General features: G+C 37.1%; 18 protein-coding genes. 9 read left to right on the top strand and 9 right to left on the bottom strand.

What is annotated here, in order from left to right; all coding sequences use genetic code 11:
- Positions 1-113: 113 nt before the first annotated feature.
- The 3 genes from Q0757_RS14545 to Q0757_RS14555 all read right to left on the bottom strand — a co-directional run bounded on the left by Q0757_RS14545 (position 114) and on the right by Q0757_RS14555 (position 4,039).
- On the bottom strand, positions 114-1,472 hold the full coding sequence (locus tag Q0757_RS14545; protein WP_298788615.1) for an exo-alpha-sialidase: 1,359 nt from the start codon (positions 1,470-1,472) through the stop codon (positions 114-116).
- Between the two features lie 168 nt (positions 1,473-1,640).
- On the bottom strand, positions 1,641-3,152 hold the full coding sequence (locus Q0757_RS14550; protein ID WP_094908667.1) for a sodium:solute symporter: 1,512 nt from the start codon (positions 3,150-3,152) through the stop codon (positions 1,641-1,643).
- 17 nt (positions 3,153-3,169) lie between these two features.
- Positions 3,170-4,039: an N-acetylneuraminate lyase gene (locus tag Q0757_RS14555; RefSeq protein ID WP_094908666.1), complete on the bottom strand. Its 870-nt coding sequence runs from the start codon at positions 4,037-4,039 to the stop codon at positions 3,170-3,172.
- Between the two features lie 154 nt (positions 4,040-4,193).
- On the opposite strand from Q0757_RS14555, the gene Q0757_RS14560 reads away from it, so the two are divergent.
- The 5 genes from Q0757_RS14560 (at position 4,194) to Q0757_RS14580 (ending at position 7,564) form a co-directional block, all read left to right on the top strand.
- A complete protein-coding gene (locus Q0757_RS14560) occupies positions 4,194-4,856 on the top strand; it encodes a FadR/GntR family transcriptional regulator (RefSeq protein ID WP_298788625.1) in 663 nt (220 codons plus the stop codon).
- Between the two features lie 17 nt (positions 4,857-4,873).
- Positions 4,874-5,749, top strand: coding sequence for an ROK family protein (locus tag Q0757_RS14565; protein WP_298788627.1), 876 nt, complete (start codon positions 4,874-4,876; stop codon positions 5,747-5,749).
- A complete protein-coding gene (locus tag Q0757_RS14570; protein WP_298788629.1) occupies positions 5,746-6,423 on the top strand; it encodes an N-acetylmannosamine-6-phosphate 2-epimerase in 678 nt (225 codons plus the stop codon). The genes Q0757_RS14565 and Q0757_RS14570 overlap by 4 nt, the downstream gene beginning before the upstream one ends.
- 29 nt (positions 6,424-6,452) lie before the next feature.
- Positions 6,453-7,178 carry a glucosamine-6-phosphate deaminase gene (locus tag Q0757_RS14575; protein WP_298788631.1) on the top strand — a complete coding sequence of 242 codons (726 nt, stop codon included), beginning with the start codon at positions 6,453-6,455 and terminating at the stop codon, positions 7,176-7,178.
- 170 nt (positions 7,179-7,348) lie between these two features.
- Positions 7,349-7,564 carry a transposase gene (locus Q0757_RS14580; RefSeq protein WP_298788634.1) on the top strand — a complete coding sequence of 72 codons (216 nt, stop codon included), beginning with the start codon at positions 7,349-7,351 and terminating at the stop codon, positions 7,562-7,564.
- A gap of 71 nt (positions 7,565-7,635) precedes the next feature.
- Here Q0757_RS14580 and Q0757_RS14585 read toward each other — a convergent pair whose 3' ends face one another.
- The 6 genes from Q0757_RS14585 to xsc form a co-directional block, all read right to left on the bottom strand.
- Positions 7,636-8,823, bottom strand: a complete 1,188-nt coding sequence (locus tag Q0757_RS14585) for an iron-containing alcohol dehydrogenase family protein (RefSeq protein WP_298788636.1) — start codon at positions 8,821-8,823, stop codon at positions 7,636-7,638.
- Between the two features lie 18 nt (positions 8,824-8,841).
- Positions 8,842-10,755 carry a TRAP transporter large permease subunit gene (locus Q0757_RS14590; protein ID WP_298788638.1) on the bottom strand — a complete coding sequence of 638 codons (1,914 nt, stop codon included), beginning with the start codon at positions 10,753-10,755 and terminating at the stop codon, positions 8,842-8,844.
- A 16-nt stretch (positions 10,756-10,771) separates the two neighbouring features.
- Positions 10,772-11,833, bottom strand: a complete 1,062-nt coding sequence (locus tag Q0757_RS14595) for a TRAP transporter substrate-binding protein (protein WP_298788640.1) — start codon at positions 11,831-11,833, stop codon at positions 10,772-10,774.
- Between the two features lie 582 nt (positions 11,834-12,415).
- Positions 12,416-12,769, bottom strand: coding sequence for a hypothetical protein (locus tag Q0757_RS14600; protein ID WP_298788642.1), 354 nt, complete (start codon positions 12,767-12,769; stop codon positions 12,416-12,418).
- A gap of 1 nt (position 12,770) precedes the next feature.
- Positions 12,771-13,676 (bottom strand): selenium metabolism-associated LysR family transcriptional regulator, encoded by a 906-nt coding sequence (locus tag Q0757_RS14605; RefSeq protein WP_298788644.1) that lies wholly within the window; start codon positions 13,674-13,676, stop codon positions 12,771-12,773.
- A 67-nt stretch (positions 13,677-13,743) separates the two neighbouring features.
- A complete protein-coding gene (xsc, locus tag Q0757_RS14610; RefSeq protein ID WP_298788659.1) occupies positions 13,744-15,525 on the bottom strand; it encodes a sulfoacetaldehyde acetyltransferase in 1,782 nt (593 codons plus the stop codon).
- A 299-nt stretch (positions 15,526-15,824) separates the two neighbouring features.
- Between xsc and ald the strand changes: the two genes are divergently transcribed.
- From ald to Q0757_RS14630, 4 genes are all read left to right on the top strand, one after another.
- The gene (gene ald, locus Q0757_RS14615; protein WP_298788646.1) at positions 15,825-16,928 is read left to right on the top strand and encodes an alanine dehydrogenase; all 1,104 of its coding nucleotides are present in this window, start codon (positions 15,825-15,827) and stop codon (positions 16,926-16,928) included.
- A gap of 41 nt (positions 16,929-16,969) precedes the next feature.
- Positions 16,970-18,328 carry an aminotransferase gene (locus Q0757_RS14620; RefSeq protein WP_298788648.1) on the top strand — a complete coding sequence of 453 codons (1,359 nt, stop codon included), beginning with the start codon at positions 16,970-16,972 and terminating at the stop codon, positions 18,326-18,328.
- Positions 18,329-18,395: 67 nt separating this feature from the next.
- Positions 18,396-19,892 (top strand): APC family permease, encoded by a 1,497-nt coding sequence (locus tag Q0757_RS14625; RefSeq protein WP_094908657.1) that lies wholly within the window; start codon positions 18,396-18,398, stop codon positions 19,890-19,892.
- A gap of 295 nt (positions 19,893-20,187) precedes the next feature.
- Positions 20,188-21,180, top strand: a complete 993-nt coding sequence (locus tag Q0757_RS14630; RefSeq protein ID WP_298788661.1) for a YeiH family protein — start codon at positions 20,188-20,190, stop codon at positions 21,178-21,180.
- Positions 21,181-21,183 lie beyond the last annotated feature (3 nt).

A 21,183-nucleotide genomic window follows, 5' to 3' on the forward strand; every position in this document is an offset into this window, starting at 1 on the left:
GATCTTACACCCTGTATTTTTCCTTCCTATGGTTGATTCAAACCAATACTGTTCAAAGCAAAAGTGCATTGAGCAACAACAACTTTGTATTTATTTTTATCTTTAGCATTTATTCATTCTGTTTCTATAGAAAAGCGTACAAAATCAATGTTTTCGTTTGCATCTGCTTCATAAAGCAAACCTACAGTTCCATCAGCCAATTCTGTTAAGCTTGAATACCCATAATGTCCTTCTTTCACAAGTTGTTCATCGACCCAATTAATATCATAATCTTTTTTTCCATTATTATCGAAACCACGATCTTCAATCAACCCAACTTTGACTTTGCCGTTAACACGTTGAGTATGATCACTAGCGCTTGAATAAATGATCGCAGGTTTCCCTTGAACCGGTTGGGAGTAGTTGATTACAGACATTTGACTATAAGGCGCTGGTAGGTCCATGTCTGTTTGAATATGATTATCCCAAGAAACTCCTCCGTCGTAACTGGTAGCAATTTGGGCGTAACCAGAACGATTCCGGCTGAACATTTTTAGTTGGCCATTGGGCATCTCAACGACTTGCGATTCGGTCAATTCGTATTCACGATTTGAAAATGTGCGTTCATCCAGTTGCTTTCCATCTGGTGTGATTCGCCCCTCATTCGGAGACTCACCCCGGTGCCAGGTATCTCCTCCATCATCGCTATAAATAACGGCACTTGCCTGACGATTATTTTGATTAAAGAAGTACACGGGATAAACTAAACGTCCTTCATGGGGACCCTGCTGAATTTGAATGCCATTTCCAGGTCCCGTACCTAAAAACAACATCCATTCTTCTTTTACTTGAGCATTAAGGTCTTGAACAGAAGACCAAGTTTTCCCTTCATCTTGACTCGTATAAAGTTCTAAATAGGAAATTTGCTTTGCTTGAAGAGGAGACGCTGAACTGAAAACATGATCTACTTTCTTGTCATTTTTATATAGTATCCGGTGATCTTTAACTGTATATGGCGTTGGTTGATTATTTTTATCATAAACTATGCCATCATCCCGAACCGTATATGATTGATCCTCATTGTCGTAAAGAGTGAAATACAGTTGATTGGCTATCGTAGAAAAACCTGTGCCTCTGTCAATATTATTTCCGATGCCCCCCATGAGACCCGTGTCATGCGGAAAACCATCGACAAGGGCAAAAAGCTTTTGAGATGATTCTTCTTCGACAAAAGATAAATCAATATTTGAAGCATTTCCGGGATAATTGTTAATGAAAATGCTATCTGATTCCCATGTCTGGCCGTTTGTGAAACTTCGTCGTAGAATAGAATCAATATTATTCGGTGAGTCTGCTCCGCTGTTGACGCGTCGATCAACACCAGCGATCGTGGTCCCTTGGCTGGTTTGATATAAAGCCGGGATGCGAAAATTCGTAGCATCAGCATACTCTGAACAATAGACATTTTCAAGAATTGCCAATTCCGTAACCATATCCGTGTTTTGAGTGTTAGATGCCTAAAACTCATAGATTGAAGCTAAAAAACCAGCAATAACATCCAAGCAAATAATGCAGTACTTTATGAGATTATTTCCTTATGTTTATCCTCATAGATCTTTAGCCACTGCTATTCATTAAATGATTAATTTTTGTTTTTTCAACTACGCCTTGCTCACACGTTGATACTTCGTCTTGAGGGAATAAACCGTCAAGCCTTCAATATTCTTTCCATGGGAAGGAAAACATAGACTAAACAGATACCCCATTAACATCGATCCGAAGAATGAAAAAGTACTTACCATAAATGGGCTGAAAGCGGTTTGTTGAATCAGATACGAAAGAATAGCGCTTCCAAAAAGACCTAGAATAACGCCTGGCGTATTTGCGCGCTTGGTGAAGATTCCGAGAGCAAAAATACCAGCGGTGGGCACGCCAAATAATCCTGTTAAGCTTAAGAAAAGATTCCATGTTTCCGCCCGGTTGGTCGAAACAAGATAAAGAGCGGCTAACATGCCAAGTACTCCAGCAATAATAATTACGACCCGCGCAAACCACACCCCATTTTCTTTTGGTGAAGCATCGAAAAAGCGCTGTTTGACATCGACGGTGATACACGCAGAAATACTATTTAAACTAGAAGAGATTGTTGACTGCGCTGCTGCAAAAATGGCTGCGATGAGTAAACCGGCTATTCCGGCTGGAAGGCTGGTTACAATGAAAAATGGCACAATCGCTGAAGTGTTCACATTGTCCGGTAGAGTGCCCGCATGATTAAAATAACTATATAGCACCGTACCCATACCATAAAATAAAGGAATCGTCAGCAATGCAAGAAAGCCATTCGTAATGAGCGATTTTCTGGTCTCTTTCACAGAAGAGGTCGTTTGATACCGTTGCACGACGTCTTGACTAGCCGTGTATTGATGCAAGTTGTTGAAGATTGACCCAAGAAAAATAATGGGAATCGCTGCTGCTGCGGTACCTAATTGAAAGTTTTGACTGGTAATAAATTTGTCATCACTTGCCGCATCAGCAACGACCGTGCCAATCCCACCATCGATGGAAAAGATGCCCAACGTGATAATTAGAGCTGCTCCCCCAATTAAGATAATGCCTTGAAGCACATCACTCCAAATAACTCCTTCGATACCACCCAAAAACGTGTAAATAATACACAAAATTCCAACAATACTCGCAATAAGTATGGGATTAATATTTGAGACGGAGCCAATCGCTAATGTAGGTAAGTAGATGACAATGGCAATACGGCCAATATGAAACAATACGAAAAGTAAGCTACCAATTAATCGAATCGATGGTCCAAACCGTTCTTCCAAATATTCGTAAGCGGTAACAACATTTAATTTTCTGAAAAATGGAATATAGAAATAGACGAGCAGTGGAACAATAGCAAAAATAGCTATGTTCCCTGCCGAATACGACCAATCAGTCAAAAAAGCCTGTTCAGGGGTCGACATAAAGGTGATTGCACTAAGCGTTGTCGCATAGATGCTAAACCCTGCGGCCCAAGCAGGAATTTTTCCTTCAGCTTTAAAAAAGGAATCCGTATTCTTCCCAGCACGTTTGGTGAAATAAGCTCCCACAAGGAGCATTCCACCCAGATAGATAATGATAACAATCCAGTTGATGGCGCCCATATTAACATCCGTCATAAAAGCTGCCCCCTTAATTATAATTGATGTTTTTTAATTAGTTGTTGCATGGTCGTTGTATCAACGTTATGACGCGGAGTTAACGGTGCCTTGCACAACCCAGCTTGTACCCCTTGTTCACGTAAGATCCCTTTGATCGCTTGATAAATACCTATATCCAACAATGATTCGATCAGGTCATTGGTTTCGTGCTGCAACTGATAGGCTTCAGCCACATTTCCTTCTTGCGCCAATTCAAAAATACGACGGGCTTTGCGTCCATTAACATTATACGTACTGCCAATAGCCCCATCGACACCAGAAACCGTGCCGTGAATAAGCATTTCATCAAAACCAGAGAAAATCATCTTATTGGGGTACCGTTGACGCAAACGTTCTAAAAGAAAGAAATCACCTGCGGTATACTTCACGCCGATAATTTGTTCTTCTTGTAGAAGTTCATCAAATTGATTCATATTCATATGAACACCTGTCAATGCAGGGATAGAATAAATAATCATCTTGTGGTTGGTTTCTTTCACAAGCGTTAGATAATAGTTTTTTATTTCTTCAAAGGAAAACGGATAGTAGTAAGGTGTAACTGCAGACAAGCTGTCATAGCCTAGATCCCGGGCATAGATGCCAAGATCAATAGCTTCGTAAATGTCTAAGGAACCAATTTGAGCAATAAGAGTAATGGCCCCTTGGCTTTCCTCTTGCACGATGCGAAAGACTTGTTTTTTTTGTTCCGTGTTCATCAAAAAATTTTCTCCGGTACTTCCGTTGACGTATAAGCCATCTATTTGTTGCACATCGATATTGTGACGAACAACTTCACGCAGCCCCTTTTCGATGATTTCTCCATGCTCGTCAAATGGAACAACTAACGCTGAAAATATTCCGTTCATTTTTTTCCTCCTCCAATGTGAAATATGAGTTGCGCATTGGCTCATATTTTTGTATTATTTGGTCAGACCAATTTCAATACATCTTAATATGCTATATTTAATGAGTCAACCTTTTTTGATAACGATTCCAACAAATACAAAAGGAGACTTATTCATGACCGAAGCAAAAATTTCGTTAAAAAAGCAAGTTATTCATCAAATCAAGCAGTACATGATTGAGCAAAATTTATCGGCAGGTGATAAATTGCCCACAGAGCGCAAGTTTGTAGAAATATTAGGTGTTAGCCGTTCTGTGGTTCGAGAAGCGTTAAGCTTTTTAGAAAATACAGAAGTAATCAGTGTCCGGCATGGTAGTGGAGCTACGATCAATCACACAAATATTGAATCTTTATTAAGTAATTTTTTCTTCTTATGGCAGCTTAATAGTGGAAATCAAGAAGAAATTCAAAGCCTGCGTGTTTTAATCGAATGTAGTGCGATTGAGGAAATCATGAACCATCGTTCGGATCAAGATATTGAAGGTTTATATCAAATTGTACGAGATGGAGAACATGCTTGTACGCCAGAAGACTACCGGCAACAAGATATGCAATTTCATTTAAATTTATTACGAGCCACTCACAATGATTTATTTATTCAAATGACGCATATGATTACGACGTATTTTTTTGATGTTATCCAAATCGATATTACAGCTGAGCAATATCATAAAGTAACCATGGATCACTACGCTATTCTTCAGGCAATGGAACATTCGGACGGATTGGAAGCCAAAAGGCTTTTGACTCAACACATTCAGGATATCGATAGTTCATAAGGAGGGGGGAAATAAAGATGTACTACGCTGCTATTGATATTGGGGGGTCGTACATTAAATATGCTGTGCTTGATTATGGGGGGGCAATACAGACCAAGCACAAGCAGTTGACGCCTGAGAACACTGGGAACGGCATTCTTTTAACCATCCAAAGGATTATTGAGAAATTACAAGTTTCTTATGTGTTAAGTGGTATTGGAGTGAGCACAGCCGGTATTGTGGACCGTGCTCAAGGCAAAATAGTCTATGCCGGCCCAACCATCGCTCATTATCAGGGCACAGAAATTGCTTCTTTTTTACATCAAACATTTGCCGTTCCTGTCCATGTTGAAAACGATGTGAAAGCGGCTCTATTGGGAGAAATATGGGCAAGGGGGTTAGCGGATCCGGCAAACATTTATCTGCTGACCTTAGGTACGGGAATTGGAGGAGCCTATTACACAGATCAATTGATGGATGGACATTATGGCAATGGCAATTCGATCGGCTACATGCTCACAAATCCTACGGATCATTCGAACTATGAAACTCGAGCTTCGACAAATAGCTTGCAACGTCAATTGCAGCAATACCCCGAGCTGCCATCAACCATTGAAGCGTTATTTACGGAAGCAGAGAAAGGAAATAAAGAGGGCCAAGAGCTTTTACACCGCTGGGGAACAAATGTAGCTCAAGGGATTGCTGAGATCATGTTGATATTAAATCCTTCCATGATTTTATTGGGAGGAGGAATTTCTCAACAAGAGAGCCGGCTTCTTCGTTATATTGATCCGCATCTTGACTTATATTTGCCAGATAAACGTTTTCGGACACCTTTGCAAACCGCTAGATTACAAAATGATGCAGCCTTACTAGGTAGCATTTATCCATTTTTTCAGGAGGAGATCATATGATTCAAGATATTCAAGGCGGTCTCGTTGTTTCATGCCAAGCACTGGCCCATGAGCCTTTGCACAGCTCATCGATCATGGCGAAAATGGCAATAGCTGCTCAAGAAGGCGGTGCGAAAGGCATCCGAGCCAATACAAAAGCAGACATTCTCGCTATTCGACAGGAAGTTTCATTACCTATCATTGGCATTGTTAAACGTGATTACGCTGATAGCAGCGTTTTTATTACCGCTACGAAACAAGAGGTCGATGAACTATTAGATAGCGGCTGTGAAATGATTGCATTGGATGCTACCCATCGCTTCCGTCCTCATGGGGAAACGTTACGTGATTTAGTCAAATACATTCGAGCTCGAAACGAAAATGTACAAATCATGGCAGACATTTCTTCAAAACAAGAAGCTCTGGATGCGGAAGCCCTCGGGTGCGATTGTGTATCCACCACCTTATATGGTTACACCCAAGAGAGTGCTTCTCACAAATTATACGAAGACGACTTTGCTTTTCTGAAAACATTACAATCTTCTTTAAAGATACCAGTAATTGCGGAAGGAAATGTCTCGACACCTGAAAGGTACCACCGAGCATTAGAATTAGGTGCTCATGCGGTAGTAGTAGGAGGAGCTATCACAAGACCACAGCAAATCACTGCGAATTTTGTGAATCATAGAAAATAGTTACAGTTAAAGGGAGAGAAACGTTTAGTATGCATATACATGTTTTAAAAAATACGTCCGAGCTAGCTCAATATGTAGCACAACAAATGTATCAACATATTCTTGAGCGTTCGACAACAAGAATAGGCTTTGCCACCGGAGAAACGCCTAAGGAAACTTATAACTGTTTAGTGAACTATGTAAAACACGCTCCGATAAATTTAAATGGAGTTGAAACATTTAATCTTGATGAATATCTTGACTTATCTCCGGCGCACCCGAATAGTTATCACTATTATATGGATCAATATGTTTTTTCTCCATTGAAATTATCTTATGACCAAACTCATATTCCTCGTGGGAACACTAATAATTCCACTTATGAAGCTGAACATTATGAACATTTGATAAAAGAACATGGACCAATTCATTTGCAAGTTCTTGGTCTAGGCATAAACGGACATATTGGCTTTAATGAGCCTGGCACTGAATTTTCTTCCAGAACACGGGTAGTTGAACTAGCGCCTAGTACTCGCCAGGCCAACTCGAAACATTTTGCTTCTAATGAGAAGGTGCCTACTCATGCTATCACAATGGGACTGGGCACTATTATGGAGAGTGAAAAGATTTTTCTTTTAGTTCAAGGCGCAGACAAAACTCCTGCACTACACGAATTACTTCATTCTTCTCCAACGGAATGTTTTCCAGCCTCTATTTTACATAACCATTTAAATGTTCATGTTTTTACTACAGAGAGTACAATGTATGAATTATAAAAATGTATAATATAAGAAATGCAGAAATTCGTATATTGTTATTTATTAGAGGAAAAAGAAAAAAATAGGCTCTTCACCATAAGTTGGACTTGAGCCAATAGGGATACGAAAAAAGCGGCTCTTCCTTTATTTTGGTATTGGACTAGAACACCGAGAAGGGAAGAAGCCACTTGGTCATCTATTTTATCAAAGCACTGCTGCACCTTCCAGCCTATGGCTGGATGCATACATCCAAACCAAACGGCGCCGCCGAAGGAACCAATCATAAAATCAAGCTGATTCGGCGACGCGGTCACGGGTATCGGAATTTTGCCCATTTCAGCCTGCGGATTCGCCTGGAAATCGGAAACCGTCGAAGAAAACTCGTCAAGTCCATGTTTTGGTGAAGATCTATCGTTATTATAATTTAAGTACAAATCTCAAACAACTAAAATAGATACGAGAAGATTCGCTTATTTTAAGATTGAATAAATTTTGTCTGGATTTTCTTATGAAGAGACAAGTATATATTTTCTAAATCTTTAAATTCTGGTTCTTTTAAATTTGTTTTTATTCCATTTCCATCAAAAGCATTTTTTACGAGTGTGGGGATAGACTCATACAATTGATTTGGATCAATATACTGGCTTGCATTTTGCCATATGTCAAGTTTAACTAATAATCCATTCACCCTATTTTTGGCAGAATCAACTTTAAGGTCTTCTGTACTTGAAGCATAGCTTTGAGTTAAGTAATCACTGATCTGCACCAATTTGTCATCAGCGATGCCTTCATTAAATTCAAGCACATAAGGCAATAGGATAGAAACACTTAAACCATGGGGAATGTGGAACTCTGTTCCTAATGCTCGTCCGCCTGCATGAGCTAAATTAGTAGAAGAATTGGAAAAAGCTAACCCAGCAAAATAACTACCTATAAGCATTTGCTCTCTAGCATTTAAATTTTTCCCATCTGTGTAAGCTGTTTCAATGTTTTTTGCAATAATGTCGATAGCTTTGAATGCAAAATGGTCAGTAATAATATTAGCTTTTGTGGATAAAACAGCTTCTATAGCATGTGTCAAAGCATCCATACCAGTATAAGCTGTAAAATGAGAAGGTAAACTTTCAACTAATTTCCCATCTAATAGAGCTAAATCGGGTACTAATTTAAAATTTCCAGGATTAATTTTTTGATTGGTATTTGTATCCGTAATAACAGCTATTTTAGTAGCTTCAGATCCAGTACCAGCTGTTGTTGGAATTGCAACCATCGGAAGAGTGTGTGAAGGGAAGTGCTCGTATAGATCAAATAGAGTTAATGAATCATTTGGTATTAAAACTTTTAAAACTTTTCCGATATCTAAAGCGCTACCACCGCCAATAGCAATAATGCAATCAGCTTGATGTTGTTTAGCCATGTAAAGAGCTTTGTCAATGTGCTGGGTAGTGGGCTCTCCAGAGTAATCCGTAAAAAATTCAAAGGAAATATTAAGATCTTCACAATTTTTTAAGAGCTCGTTATTCAATTCCAATGGTGGCTTAGCTAAAAAATGATCCATTACAATAAATGGGCGTTGGGAATTTAGAGAATTTATTAATTGAGCTAATTTTGAAAATGAATTTATTCCAATTTCTGTTTGTTTTGGTGCAAGAAAAGTAGACATTATTATTCCTCCAATTTTTTAATAAAGTCCTCCAATAAGCCAAGTATATATGCCAGGAAGATATGTGAAGACGATTAAGAGTAATAGCATGGCGAATAAAAAGGGAAATATTTTTTTTATGATTCCTTCAATATTTGTTTTAGCTACACTTGAAGCAACAAATAAGTTAACACCAACAGGGGGGGAAATAAATCCTATAGCTAGGTTAAATACCATTATTATGCCAAAATGTATGGGATCGACTCCTATTGACTGCGCGATAGGTAAAAGTATAGGCGTTAATATAACAATAGCGGCCAATGCTTCTAAAAACAAACCAATAACAAGTAGAAACACATTAATCATTAATAGTAAAAGAATCGGGTTGGTAGTTATACTTGTTAAAGATAAGGCTACTGTTTCTGTAATTCCTTCTACGGATATGATTCTTCCAAAAATGTTAGCCATCGCTATTAATATGATAATAACTGAAGAAGTTACGCTTGATTGTACAAGTGCTTCATATAATTTTTGTTTATCTAAGTCCTTATAAACGAAAACTCCTACTATAATTCCATAAGCGACTGCTAATGCGGCAGCTTCCGTGGGAGTCATGAATCCTCCATAAATACCTCCTAATATAAGTACAGGTATTAAAAGTGCTAACTTAGCGTGCCATACAGAGAGTAAAGTATTTCTTGCATTGAATTTCTTTTGAGACCCTTTCCAACCATTTCTTTTGGATATGATGTAGGCTACCAAACACAGAGCAAAAGCACAGAGAATGCCAGGAACAACACCAGCTAAAAATAAATCTCCGATAGAAGCCTGTGCTACCACACCGTATATAATAAATGGCGTACTAGGAGGAATAATAACGCCAATAGCTCCAGCCGCAGCAATCAGAGCGGCTGAGAAACCAAGGGGATACCCTTGTCTAGTCATTGTTGGTATTAACAAAGTTCCTACTGCAGCAACTGTTGCGGGGCCAGATCCACTTATTGCTGAAAAGAACATGCTAGTTATAACCGCTACCAAAGCCAAGCCTCCTGGCAAAAACCCTACAAAATTGTCTGCCATTTCTAGTAACCTTTTTATCAAGCTTCCTTTCCCCATAATAATCCCCGTAGCTACAAAAAAAGGAATAGCTAGTATTGCGAAATCATCAATACTGGTAAATGCCGCTTGAGGCATGAAACTGATAGGCAGGGAAGTAGAATGTAGAGTGGTTGTTAGCGCTGAAAGACCTAAAGCAAATGCTATTGGAACGGCTAAGCTAATAAATAGTGCTAGATAAAAAAACAATAACAGTGTAGTGTTTCCGTCGGAGATTAGAATAAATGGACTCACCATTAATAAGATATAAGCGAATACATAAAATATATCTTTTTGGTTAATATTTTTTATATCGACAAAAGTTGTTTGAAAAAGCCTAATTCCGATTAGAAAAAACCCAAAAGGAATGATAGCGTAGGGAATGAACATTGGTATGCCTAAAGCAGGAGAGGATTGGCCAGTCATAGCCAAATCTAACACCATGCTACTTCCATAATAGATTAGGTAGAGGCAAAAGCCTAATATTAAGCCAGCATTTCCAATATTGATAATAGTTCTTTTTTTGAGTGATAGTTTATTAATTAAAGTTTCTACTTTAATAGACTCGTTGTATTTAATAGTCAAACTAACACCCAAATAAGTCACCCATATAAACAAATAGCGTGCAACTTCTTCTGTCCAAGTTGTGATATTAGCAATTTCAATGAAAGGCAAAAAATACCTGTTTATTACCTGAGCATTAATAAGCAGAATAAATAAGCTAAAGCCAATAATAATAAGTGTTTTTTCAAAATGTTCATCTAATTTTTTATACCAGTTTCTTTTCTTGGATGGGATAACGCTATTTGTTTCTAAAGGATTCGAATCTTTCGAGATAGTGGATAGTTTATTCTTCATAATTTACCTCCTTTCTCTACTCAAAAATTTCTTTTCTAGTTTTACCTAGCTCATCTAAAATCGAATTCAAATACTCTTCGTCTAAATTTCCTTGATCGACGTTTTTAACCCAAACTTCTTCAGATTGTTTTCTCCATTCGTCCATTTCGCTTTCTGTGGGCTCATAAATATCTATGCCGAATTCCTTAAATTTCTCTTTTGCTTCTTCTTCTCGTTCATTAGCCAAATTACGTTGCCATGTTTTTGCTTCTTGTCCGGCCTCCATAATAACGTCTTGATGTTCTGAAGATAAATTATCGAAACGTTCTTTATTCATAACTACAATATCTGAACTATAGTTGTAATTGATCTCAGTAGCATAATCTAATACTTCTTGATGGTTAGAATCCCACAATAAGGAATAACTGTTTCCTTCAGCTTCAATAGTGCCCTGCTGTAGCGCAGTGAATGTTTCCCCCCAAGCAATTGGAGTAGGATTTGCTCCCCAAGCCCGAAAGTCATCCATTTCTATTGAAGAATTCGTGGTTCTCACTCGCATGCCATTCATATCTCCGGGCACACGAACTTCTTTTTGGTTATTAACAAATTGTCTAAAACCATAATCAGGAAAAAAAATAACTTCAAATCCATTTTCTCTAAGCTCTTGTTTTGCTTGTTGACCTGGTTTTCCATCTACTGCTTGATATACTTCGTCTTTATTTTCAAATAAGTATGGGAGATCCCAAACTTGGAACAACTCTGTAAAGCTAACCATATTTGGTGTCGAAGAAGCAGCTAAATCCAATGTGCCTTGCTGAGCGCTTTCAATTACTTCTCTATCACTCCCTAATTCTGCATCATGAAAGGTTTTAATGTATATTTCTCCTTCTGATTTTTCATTTACTAATTCTGCAAAACGGTCAATTCCTTTAGAAACGGGATGTCCTGAAGCTTTAGATTGACCTATACGCATGACTATTTCTGCGTCATCTCCCCCTAGGCTCAACCCTTGAGCTTGATCCAGGTCTGCTTTTTGTAGAGGAGCACAACCTGCTATCAGAAAAATAAGGAAAAAAGATAAAATTTTTAATAATTTCAATTTTTTGAACCTCCCTTACTTTCACAATTGTAAACGCTAACATTTATTTGTATTAAGTTAATCATATTGATAAAACTTATCGCAATAAAAAAGAGAGAATACAATGATTTGAATAAGCTATAAAATGTATAAGATATTTCAATTAGTATTTTTAGTACGAATTTATATAAATGTAATTTAAATTTTAATAAAGAGTGAATAAATAAAGACGGTCAATAATTCTGTGTAAGCGCTCAATCATGAAAAAAGAAGTCTTCTTCTCGAAGAATGAAGTTAACTGAGCCCGTGTTTAGAAAAAGGGGGGATAGGCCTGATTTTTCGACAAATATCAAGGCCAAAAAAGCTCTCAACGGAATCTTTTGGGCTCAATTTGAACGACCAATGAATATGTTATTAGCGACAAAATTAAGTGTCGTTTTGGAGGATGGTTAGTGGAACCGCACTGGTTTTGGTTTCGGAACTTCCTGTACTAGCACGTTCGAACATATTTTGAAAATCGAATTTGAGGGACTCGATTTTTCGCGGCATGATTAACTTCATAGCTGGCAAAGGGTAGCCACGTACACAACATTATTAAGGTGTCTATGCTTTGGACTTCTTCGCTATATAAAGGTAATAGTCAATATAAATATTTATATTTGCTAACAGCTCTTCCAGCTCGAAATAAATTCTTTCAATTTCTTCTGTATGGTGTAAGCTATCAGGATAATATTCGAGAACAGTCAACGAAGTGTAAAGATGTATTAGAGGAAAAAAAAGTAAATCATAAGGGAACTGTTTTATATCCACGTCTTCTTTCATATATTTGATTTCAAGAATAATATGATGGAATGGATTTTGTTCAAACCTTTCATTATTTTTACAGGTTTTCATGTATTCTACCCATTTTTTTATTCTCGATTGATATTCTTTAAGTTGTTTTACTTTTGTAATCATTTTATCTCCCCGTTTCTTCTGAAGAAGATAGTATTAATTCTAAAAACTTTTCAGAAATTAAGGATAATTGTCTATTTTTTTTATATATAATCTTAAACGTTCTTGTGAATTTGCTATTTTTTATTGCTATGTTTTGAAATAATCCGAAATTTAATTCCTTACGTATGGCACTTTTAGATAAAATAGAAAAACCAAGATGAGCTTCTACAGCTGATTTAATCGATTCTGTACTATCTAATTCTAAAACAATATTTAATTTCTTTGGATCGATTTGATGGTGTTTTAAATACTTTTCAGCTACACTTCTCGTTCCTGAACCTTGCTCCCGTAAAATTAATGGAAGACGGGTAATTTCTTTTAAATCAATTGGTTCTTTCAAAAATGCACAATCCTCTTGATTCCCAAATAAGACAAGCTCATCTTCCATGAAAGACTGGGTAATAAAAGATGGCTCATCAAATTCTGCTTCGATTAATCCTAGTTCTATTTCATTTCTTTGGATCATTTCGATAACATGCTTACTGTTAGTAATAACGGTTTCCAACTTCACATTCGGATAGTGGGTTTTAAACATATTCAAGTAAGAAGGGAGTATACTTTCGCCAATAGTTAAACTGCTTGCTATTAATAATTTACCTTGTAACTTTTTAGCTAATTTACCGATCTCATTTTCGGCTTTCGTACTCATGTTTATAATGTCTTCGGCATAGGGATATAAAATTTCTCCTGCTAATGTTAATTCTACCGAATGGTGGGTTCTGGTGAACAATTTGGTACCCAAATATTGTTCTAAAGACTTGATTTGCGAGGTGACGGATGGTTGAGATAGATAAAGTGCTTTGGCAGTTTCTGAAAAGTTTCTACAATTTGCTAAAGTATAAAATGTTTTAATATATTCAAAGTTCATATTGTTCATACCGCCTTTATTAAACGAAGACCCCTTTTTAGATTAAGAGGTCTTCGATCACGTTATATTACCAATTTTCATGGTCGAGATGGATATATTTTTCAAGATAACGAGTTGGCATTTTCAAAGCATCTTTACGGAAAGGAGGGGCTAACTGGGTGCCATCTACTTTAATATTTAAGACAGTTGGCTTTTTAGCCTGCAAAGCTTCAGAAAATGCTCTTTGCAGATCCTCAGGGTTGTCAATTGTTTCCCCATCTGCTCCCATACTTTTAGCTACTTCTGCAAAATCAGGCCCTTGTATATCTGCCCCTACGAAACGATTATTATAATAGTCGACTTGATTTTTCTTTTCTGCACTCCAAGCTTCATTATTTATAACGCAAGCTACCACTGGAAGATTTTGTTCTACTGCTGTACTTACCTCGTGTAAACTCATTCCCCAGGCACCGTCCCCCACTATAGAGATGACTGGTGCATCAGGGTTCCCTTTCTTGGCTCCTAGAGCTGCGGGATAAGCAAATCCGCAATTTCCAAACGTAAGTGCTGCTAAATGTTTACGTGGTTTATTGAATCTTAAATAAGAATTTGAGGTCGAGGAAGTATTACCAATATCAGACGTAACAATTGTATCTTCTGTAATCAAATTAGAAATTTCTAAAAGTGCTCTCCGCGGGTTCATTGGTTGTCCAGGTTCCATTGCTTCGTTTTCAATTTCATGAATCCACTCGTTTTTACGTTCTTTTGTTTTTTCCCATCTCTCCTGATTCAATTTTCTTTCTGGATAGTGCTGCTGTATTCTTTTATTTAATTCTTGTGTGACATCTTTAGCATCGCCTAAAATTCCGCATTCAATAGGATGAGTTCTAGCGATGTTTCGATGGTTAATGTCAACCTGGATAATATCGGCTTTTTTAGGAAAATAATCAATATCATAGGCCGGTAAAGTGCCAAATACGGAAAGCCTCGTGCCGATAGCTAAAACGACATCAGCTTCTTCTAATGTATACATAGCTGATTTTGCTCCCATATAACCGATTGGGCCTACGGCTAAATCATGATCCCAAGGAAACGCATCATTATGCATGTATGAAGTAGCTACTGGAGCGGACAAATATTCAGCCATTTCTTGAACATCGTCGACGGCGTCGGCGTCAACAACACCACGGCCAGAAATTATTACGGGTTTTTGAGCTTGTTGAAGAAGGTTTACAGCTTTGTCTAAAGCTTCAGAATCTCCAAAACCTTTCTTTGTGACGCGATATTGATGAGGAGAAAGAATTTGTTCTTCAATCTCACCAAAAAATAAATCTCTAGGGATGTCAAAAAGTACAGGTCCTCTTTCAGCATAAGCAATGCGAAAAGCTGTACGTAAACACTCAGCTACACGACTTACGTGAGGAACTTGCACAGTCTCTTTAGTGATAGCTTCAAACATAGACACTTGATCTGCCTCTTGGAAGCCGTCCCAACCAATAGTAGGGGTACCTGCTGATGGAGAAATTACTACCATAGGTGTATGTGCCAGGTGGGCTGCGGCTACAGAAGTCACCATGTTTGAGATTCCTGGACCATTTTGTCCAATAACAACGCCTGCTTTTCCAGTAACACGGGTGTATCCATCCGCCATATGAGCTGCACTTTGCTCATGACGCACTGGAATAAATTCAATTCCGGCAGTAGGAAGCAAATCTAGCATATCCATAAAAGCAGAGCCTAATATACCATAAATTTGCTCGACATCCTCTGCAAGTAGTGTTTCGACGATAGCCTCACTAGGAGTCATCTTTGTTTTTTGATTGAAGTGTTCTTGTTTACGTAGCTCGCTTAGTTGACTTTTAGTTTCCATGTCCATTAATAAATCCTCCTTTTAGGTTAATAAATGTAAATTGTAAGCGATACCAAATTATAAACACATTCATTCTATAATTGAAATAAAATTGGCAAACCTTTTAAATCAAATATTTTAATAATGAACATTTAAAAAATTTATATAGAGTGACAAACATTTTAGCAAATCCTAATATACCAATGATAACGCTTACAAAAACTTCTTAATAACTTATTCCGTTAGAGAAACACTATTTGTGTTAGTAAGGTATCTGTGGTTTAAATAAGTCAAATTATTAAAAAAGGAGTGTTTGGTTAATGCGTATAGGAATACCTAGGGAAATAAAAAACAATGAAAAACGAGTTGCGATTATCCCATCAATGGTTGAAGAATTAGTTAGTAATGGAAATGAAGTTTTCGTAGAAACAAAAGCTGGTGAACAAAGTGGTTTTAATGACATTGAATTTGAAAGTGCTGGTGCGGAGATTATTAAAGATACAAAAAAAGTTTGGGACTGCGAAATGGTAATGAAAGTTAAAGAACCTCTTCCTGAAGAATATCAATATTTTAGAGAAAATCTTATTCTTTTTACGTATTTGCATTTAGCAGCGGAACCAAGCTTAACTGATGAACTTCAGAAAAACAAAGTTACGGCTATTGCTTATGAAACATTAGCATTAAAGGATGGTTCTTTGCCATTACTAACTCCTATGAGTGAAATAGCAGGTAGAATGTCAGTTCAGATTGGAGCTAGATTTTTAGAAGGCACATTTGACGGTAAAGGAGTATTGTTAGGAGGTATACCAGGAGTGGCGCCAGCTACAGTTACTATTATTGGTGGAGGCGTTGTTGGAGTAAATGCTGCAAAAATAGCTATTGGTCTTGGCGCTCATGTAAAAATCTTAGATGTTAGTGCTAAACGCTTACGCGAAATTGATGATCAGTTCAGTGGTAGAGTCGAAACACTTATGTCTAATCCTCAAAATTTAAGCAATGCTGTTGCTTCTGCAGATCTTTTAATAGGGGCTGTATTAATCGCCGGGGCAAAAGCACCACAAATTGTGAAAGAAAGTATGGTTAAAGCGATGAAAGCAAACTCTGTAATCGTGGATGTGGCTGTGGATCAAGGAGGGTGTATTGAAACAATCGATAAAATCACTACTCATGAGAATCCGGTTTATCTTAAACACGAGGTGGTTCACTATGCAGTAGCTAATATCCCTGGATCAGTTTCAAGAACCGCAACTTTAGCATTAACAAATGCCACTGCAATATACGCTAATTCACTTGCTACTTTAGGAATAGAGAAAGCATTAATAAAACACCCTGAACTACAATCAGCAATTAATATTCATGATGGTAATATTATTCACCCTGCAATAGCGGAAGCTCATAAAAAAGAATTTGTTAGTTTTAGTTAAACAAAAACCAGCAAGTATCATAAATAAGGAGTGAGTAAATAATGAAAACAAATGAAGAACAAGAATTAATTACAAAAGATAAAGAGCATCTTTGGCACGCCATGCACCGACATAATCCTGACGCTTCGCCAATGGTAGCTGATTATGGGGAAGGTTCATGGTTCACTGATAAAAGTGGAAATAAATATTTGGACGGGGTGTCAGGCCTATGGTGTTTGAATTTAGGTCATGGGCAACAAGAGATTGTAGATGCAGCCACTGAACAACTTTCAAAATTAGCTTATTTTCCATTAACCTTTGGCCATGAGCCGGCTATTGAGTTAGCTTCCAAAATTAGTGAGCTTTTAGGTGGTAATTATAGAACATTTTTCTCCAATGGTGGCTCTGATGCCAACGAAACAGCTTTTAAAATCGCCCGCCAGTATCATAGACAAACTGGGAATCCCGAAAAATATAAATTTATATCAAGATACCGAGCTTACCACGGTACAACAATGGGAGCCATGAGCGCTACGGCACAAGCGCAACGTAGGACTAAATACGATCCTTTAGTACCGGGTTTTTTACACATTCCGCCTCCTTATGCTTATAGAAGTACATTCGCTGATGCTGAGAGTGATGATGAACTAGCAGCTGACTTTTTAGAACAAACGATCATTTGGGAAGGTGAAGAGACAGTAGCAGGGTTTATCATGGAGCCTTTTATTTCGGGCGGTGGAGTGATCAAACCACAATCGGCGTCATATTTAAAAAGAATTCGAGAAATCTGTGACAAATATAACGTCTTATTAATTATGGATGAAGTAGTTTCAGGTTTTGGAAGAACTGGAGAAATGTTTGGTTTCATGCATAGCGAAAATGTAAAGCCAGATATGGTTTCGATGGCAAAGGGATTGACGAGTGGCTATATGCCCCTAGGAGCTACAGCTATTAAAAATGAAATTTACGAACCATTTAAAGAAGTCACTGGAAATAGTCATTTTCGCCACGTTTCTACGTACGGAGGCCATCCAACAGCTTGTGCTGTAGCATTAAAAAACATTGAAATTTTAGAAAGAGAAGGTATTACTAATCGAGTAAAAGAGTTAGGAACTAGCAAGTTAAGTAAATTGGAAGCCCTTTCTTCACATCCTAATGTAGGAGAGGTAAGAGGAGTAGGATTTTTATATGGCTTGGAAATGGTAAGTAATAAAGAAACCAAAGCTCCTCTACAAGATGAAGCAATGAACGAAATTTTGAGAGAGTGCAAAAATAAAGGGCTTATTATAGGAAAGAATGGGGATACTGTTCCTGAACTCGGGAACGTGTTAATTATAGCTCCTCCGTTAACTTCAACGGAAGAAGATTTAGATTTTCTATTAAATACTTTAGAGCAAGTTTTAGAAACGATAAAACATTAGAGCGGAATATATTTCCGCTCTAACTTTTAACTCGTCAGTGGATAAAAGAAATTAGGAGGCAATTTTAATGAAATTAAAAGATAATGTCTCTCCATTACCTCAAGAAAATTTAGAAGGAAAAAATTCAGAAAATAATCAATTGCAAAAAACATTAAAACCTAAATGGGTTTGGGCCATTGCACTAGGTTCAGCAGTTGGGTGGGGCGCTTTTGTTCAACCGGTTCAATGGCTAGGCACCGCTGGACCATTAGGGGTTATTTTAGGGATGACGCTCGGAGCGTTATTAATGATGGTTATAGGTTTTTGTTATGGTTATTTAATACAAACATTTCCTTTCACCGGGGGCGGATTTACTTATGCTTACTACGGTTTTGGAAAATATCATGCCTATGTATGCGGTTGGTTTCTTGCTTTAGCTTACGCCTGCATAATTGCATTAAATGCGTCAGCATTAGGGCTAATGTTTAGATTTTTACTACCCGAATTAGTGAGCTGGGGATACATGTATAGTGTAGCTGGTTGGGAAGTTTATGCCGGGGAAGTTTTAATATCATGTATAGCGATTATTGTTTTCGCTATATTTAATATACGAGGTGCCAGTTTTTCAGGCTCGATGCAATACTGGTTCGTAGTCGTATTAATACTAGGTGCTCTTGCAATTTCTATTGGTATATTTTTCTCTTCAAGTTCCTCGTTATCTTTTTCTCAGCCGCTGTTTAATACTAATATTACTTCATTTGAAGCGATTTTTTCTATTTTGGCAATAGCGCCTTGGGCATATATTGGTTTTGATAATGTTCCTCAAGCTGCTGAAGAATTTAATTTCAAACCCAAAAAAGCGTTTGCATTGATCGCTTTTTCACTCATTTGCGCATCTTTAGTATATTCGCTAATGGTATTTGCTACTACCATTGCTAGTCCTTGGCAAGACTTAGTAAATGCGCAACATCAATGGGGCACAGGCGAGGTCGTTCGAAACACTTTAGGTATTACAGGGGTATCTATACTAGCTATTGCTTTAAGCGCAGGAATTTTTACTGGCCTTAATGGATTTTATGTAGCTACCAGTCGTCTACTATTCGCCATGGGGAGGTCACAAATCTTTCCAAGTGCTTTTGGTAAACTGCATCATAAATATAAAACTCCAAATATTAGTATAATGTTTATATGCTTACTTTGTTTAATTTCTCCTTTTTTTGGAAGGGAAGCTTTAAATTGGATTGTAGATATGTCTTCAATAGGAGTTACAGTTGCTTTTCTTTACTGTTGTTTAGCTTCATATAAAATATTTGCTTGGAATAAAAAAGAATCACTTGCAAAAAATAAGTTTCAAATTTCTCCAAAGAAAAAAATTATTTCCGTATTAGGAGTATTCATTAGTGTGGGGTTTATTTTATTATTAATTGTTCCAGGTTCTCCTGGGGCTTTGGCTTTCCCATCATGGATTGCTATGATTGTTTGGATATTGATTGGCTTTACATTTTTTCAAGTAAATCGTAAAAAAATTAGCCAATTAACAAAAGAAGAACTAGACATGAGAATTATTGGTAAGGATTCGAAATAAGAAAATTTATTTCGTTTATTATTTGAATAATAAGAAAAATTAAAATTTTTTCTTTAAATCTTAAAGATTCTAAAGTGATCTTGAGTTAAGGCTGAGATCACTTTATTTAATTTGAACCATGACACTTATGGACGAGATTTCAATGAAAGAAAAAACAATTTTTTATTACATTAAATTATATCGTGTATTACATATCTTTATTTCTAATTTTAAAACAACATAGATAACATTAGGATAGGAGGTGGCTTGAATGAATTCAGAAACTACTACACATAGATATTCCTCAAACACAGGCATGAAATATCGAAATAAATGGTTGTTAGGTGTTTTATTCACTTTTGTAATCGCTTTCTTAGGGTTTTTATTAGCCCTTATTCCTGGTTTTAGCTATATTGGCCAATTAGCCTGTGCCATAATACTTGCTGTTTCTTACCGCCAGGTATTTGGATATCCCGAAAAATTAAGAGATGGTATAACTTTTTCGACGCAAAAACTTCTACGTTTAGCTATTATTTTATACGGTTTGCAACTAAATATTGCCGTTGTTTTAACTGATGGCGCGAGTTTATTAATTAGGGATGCAGTCATTATTACTTTTGCTATTTTATTTACTCTGTGGTTAGCCAAGATATTAAAAGCAGATTATTCCATCTCTATGCTATTGGGTGTAGGAACAGGAATTTGCGGAGCAGCAGCGATAGCTGCAGTAGCTCCTATACTTAAAGCAAAAAATGAAGACACTGCGATAAGCGTAGGGATTATTGCATTAATGGGAACTGTATTTTCTATTATTTATATTCTGTTACGCCCCATTATTCCTCTTGAATCGATGGAATATGGTATTTGGTCGGGTATGAGTCTTCATGAATTAGCGCATGTAGCTATAGCTGCAGAACCAGCAGGACAAGATGCCTTAGCTATTGCCCTTTTAGCAAAGCTTGGACGAGTGTTTTTACTAATTCCTGTTTGTTTCGTCTTAATCTTTTGTATGAAAAAAATTTCAAGAGAGAAAAACGCCCCCCAAGTAAAAATTCCGTTTCCATATTTTCTTTTAGGTTTTATTGGCATGAGTTTAATAAATACATTTGTTTTAAATGAAGTCATTGCTTTCCCTAAAGAAATAATGGTCGGAGTTGAAAATGCCACGACCTGGTTGCTTACTGCTGCTATGGTCGGTCTGGGATTAAATGTAATTTTTAAAGATTTACGTAATAAAGCGTTTAAACCTTTAATTGCTATGTGCATTACAACTGTTTTTGTTTCAATCATTTCGTTTTTGTTGCTATAAATA

It is taken from the genome of uncultured Marinococcus sp. (assembly GCF_947493875.1).
In the GTDB taxonomy this organism is placed as follows: domain Bacteria; phylum Bacillota; class Bacilli; order Bacillales; family Marinococcaceae; genus Marinococcus.